We start from the raw sequence: 3,286 nt of genomic DNA on the forward strand, positions 1-3,286 counted from the left end.
TAGCAGTACCTAGAGCATCTGTGTTTTCGAGAGTTATTGTTTTACCGGCTAAGTCGAGTCGCCCAAAACGTTCCCCAGTTCCGTAAAAGTGTTCGTTATGTCTGGCATAGATTGAAAAGAGGGTCCCTTTAACATCTTCTTTGTCACTGATGTAACCGAGGGGAATAGATTCTAGTTTACCGGGGAAAAAGTGGTCATAACTCATCAATTTGACCCCGTTAGACTCATCTCCATCAGGAAAAAGTTCGATCTCAATCATCGGGTCGGCTACTCTTTGCAAATCACTCCAATATTTAACTGCATGGGGTTTATTAGAGATTTTGGCTCTTACCTTTTGTGATTCATCTAATATTACGAATAAACCTTTCTCCATCTCTTTAACCCTTAGCTTCTGTTTTGCTAACGATTGGTGGATATCGAGCATAACAGACTCTTTTTCTATCGGTTTATCATAAAAGGTTCCCGAAAATCTTAGGATATCTTTGCCATACGCTTCTAAGCTAAATAGGACTATTTTCATCTCCTTTTCGGTAGAATTAAATGTTCCAGCATGCGACATATGGAAGAAAGGAATTGCTAATTCGATAACATAATCTGTTTTAGATTTTAGAGTGACATCTCGATGTGCGACACTTAATTCTCGTGTGGGAGTAAGGTCTAGGTCTATCATGTCGTGGGCAAAATCGTTTGACTGTTTCATAGTATCTCCTGTGGAATAATTTTAGCCTTTTACAGATCCGGCTACACTTCCCATTGTTATGTAGTTTTGGAAAATAATATAAAGAAGTAGAGGGAAACCTACTGTGACTAGGATTGCAGCCGCCAATACTGGGATGGGTAAGCCATATTCTCCTTGCATTAAAGCAATTCCAAGAGTTAGGGTCCTGAGTTGTAATCTTTGCAGTATTAGCATGGAGAATGGAAGTTCGTGCCACATGGCCAGTGCTCCAATGATGAGAAGAGTGCCAATCATCGGCTTGGCAATTGGAATCATAATTTTAAATAATTGCTGAATAACACCCGCCCCGTCTATACGCGCTGATTCGATTAATGATTTGGGGATTGTACTGTAATAAGTGGTCATAATATAGGTTCCGAAAGGGGCGAAGTAAGCTACCCAAACTAGAATTAACCCTAGGTGGGTATTTAGCAGACCCATCTTGCTGATGAGTTGGTAAATTTGTCCTGCTATCACCATCTGTGGGAAGATTTGGATAAAAAGGATAAATGTGAAGGCTGTTAAGCGCCCTTTAAAGCGGAGTTTTCCAAAAGTGAAACCAGCAGCAGTGCAAACCAGAAAATAGAGAACCATACTAAAGCCAACTAAAATAAAGGTGTTGAGCATAAATTTAAACATACTCATCTGGGTGAGAACTTTAGCAAAATTGTCTAGAGTGGGGTTTTGCGGTAATCCCGTCTTATTAACAACATATTCTGCCGGGGCTTTGATACTGCTGATAACAGCAAAATAGACGGGGTAGACTATCACAAGAGAGAAGAGAGAAAGAATAATGAGGGTAATAAAATTTGTTATATAACGACGAACTTTATACTTGTTCAATAGTTTAGACCTACTCAATTATTTTCCCCCTTTTTGATTAATCTGATTTGTATCAATGCTATGGCAGCACAGAAGAAGAAAAGGATAACTGACCAAGCTGAAGCGTATCCCTTCTGGTAGGCACTAAAGCTAATCATGTAGACACCATATTCCAAGGTGTAGGTTGCATACCCTGGACCCCCACCTGTCAAAGTGAAAATAATGCCGTACATTCGGGCGAACACTTCGATAAAGGCCAATACTGTAAAAAACTCAATTGAAAAACGGATACTTGGAAGGGTGATATGGATGAAGTCTTGCCAAGCATTGGTCCCATCAATTTTGGCAGCATCGTAAAGGCTGGCATCGATAGAGCTCATGGCAGATAAAAAATAAATACACCCAAAGCCAACACGCATCCAGATTACAAAGATAAAAGCTAAACTATTTATGGCTGAAGCTGATTTGCCAAGGATGTAAATCTCTTGAGCATTTTTTACCCCTAATTTAGTTAGAAGATCGGTAACTGGTCCAATTTGGCTCAATATAACCGAGAAAATAGTACCCAAAATTACCGGACCCAATATGTTGGGCAAATAGAGGAGGACTCTATAGAGTTTCCAACCTCTAAACCCTTTTCGCAAGGTATTGGCAATAACCAATGGGGTTAAGACTCCTAATGGGATATAGAGAACCAGAACACCTAAGTTTTTGAGAGACCTGTAAAACCTTTCATCTTTAAATAGGGTCTTGTAATTTTCAAAGCCAATAAAAACGGGCTTGCCTACCCCCTTCCATTTTGTAAGGCTGAAATAAAAGTTTGAGACAACAGGGTAGAGGAGGAAAATAAAAGTTAGTAATAGGAGAGGGGAGAGTAATATCCATCCATCTTTGGCCTCTTGTTTTAATTTAGTTTTCATAGTTCCTCATTTTCTAACAAAGTAATTAGTGAAGACCTAAGCAGGCCTTCACTAATAGAATCTGGATAGCCCCTAGAGATTGTTCTCGTAGATGGCTTGAACTTGCTGAATGTATCTGGATTGACTTATCTCTTTGGAGATGAAATACAATGTTTGGAAATTGTAGAAGTCATTTATCATTCCACCAGGTACACGGTTCATGAAATCTGGAACTGGATGGTTATTCATTTTCTCAAGTATTTCAGCAAGCATTACATTGTCGGTATCAAGAGGGATTGTTGTGTTAGGTACGATTGCACCTGTCGCTTCCATGAAGATTTTCCCCGCTTCTCCGGAGGTCATGAATTTGACATATTTAGCTGCCATCTCCTTGTGGGGAGAGTAATTTGTTACGGCAAAACCTACACCTGCTCCTTGGTTAACTTGTTGCTGAGGGTATTTGGCATTTTGGGGAACAACCGACGAGAAGTAGCCAATATTTTCATAACCTAGTGCATCCCCAAAATCTTTCCAGTGGGCGATATCAGAAGTTAATCCAATGAAGAATCCTCCGTTCCCTCCCTTAAATGTTTCGATGGCATCTACGAAGTAGGGCAAGGACCCGTTGTCTACATTAACAAAGCCTCTATCATAGAGCTCTTTAATCATTTCGGTAGCTTGGACAAATGCGGGGTTAGTAAACTTAGTTCTCCCATCAGCAAATCCATCTATCTCACTTTCACTTAATAGTGTTCCAAGTATAACGCGATAGATGAAATCTATCCCAAAGGGACTCCCTTGGTTTCCGAGAATAATTGGTGTGATTCCAACATTTTTAAGCTTTGTA

The 3,286-nt window shown here is 39.9% G+C and carries 4 protein-coding genes; all 4 read right to left on the minus strand.

Annotated elements, in window-relative coordinates; genetic code table 11:
• A partial coding sequence (locus M0Q20_RS10925; RefSeq protein WP_295061875.1) for a hypothetical protein occupies positions 1 to 700 on the minus strand: 700 nt, incomplete at its 3' end.
• 21 nt (positions 701 to 721) lie between these two features.
• Positions 722 to 1,561, minus strand: coding sequence for a carbohydrate ABC transporter permease (locus tag M0Q20_RS10930; protein WP_295061878.1), 840 nt, complete (start codon positions 1,559 to 1,561; stop codon positions 722 to 724).
• A gap of 14 nt (positions 1,562 to 1,575) precedes the next feature.
• Entirely contained in the window at positions 1,576 to 2,460 is an 885-nt protein-coding gene (locus M0Q20_RS10935) for a carbohydrate ABC transporter permease (RefSeq protein WP_295061881.1), read from the minus strand.
• 72 nt (positions 2,461 to 2,532) lie between these two features.
• The coding region (locus M0Q20_RS10940) for an extracellular solute-binding protein (RefSeq protein ID WP_295061884.1) at positions 2,533 to 3,286 on the minus strand (754 nt) is incomplete at its 5' end.

It is taken from the genome of Sulfurimonas sp. (assembly GCF_023229025.1).
GTDB lineage: Bacteria > Campylobacterota > Campylobacteria > Campylobacterales > Sulfurimonadaceae > Sulfurimonas.

Bases quoted from the DNA above. Each gene is read 5' to 3' on its own strand.
- M0Q20_RS10935 (WP_295061881.1), bottom strand. From the start codon at position 2,460: ATGAAAACTAAATTAAAACAAGAGGCCAAAGATGGATGGATATTACTC.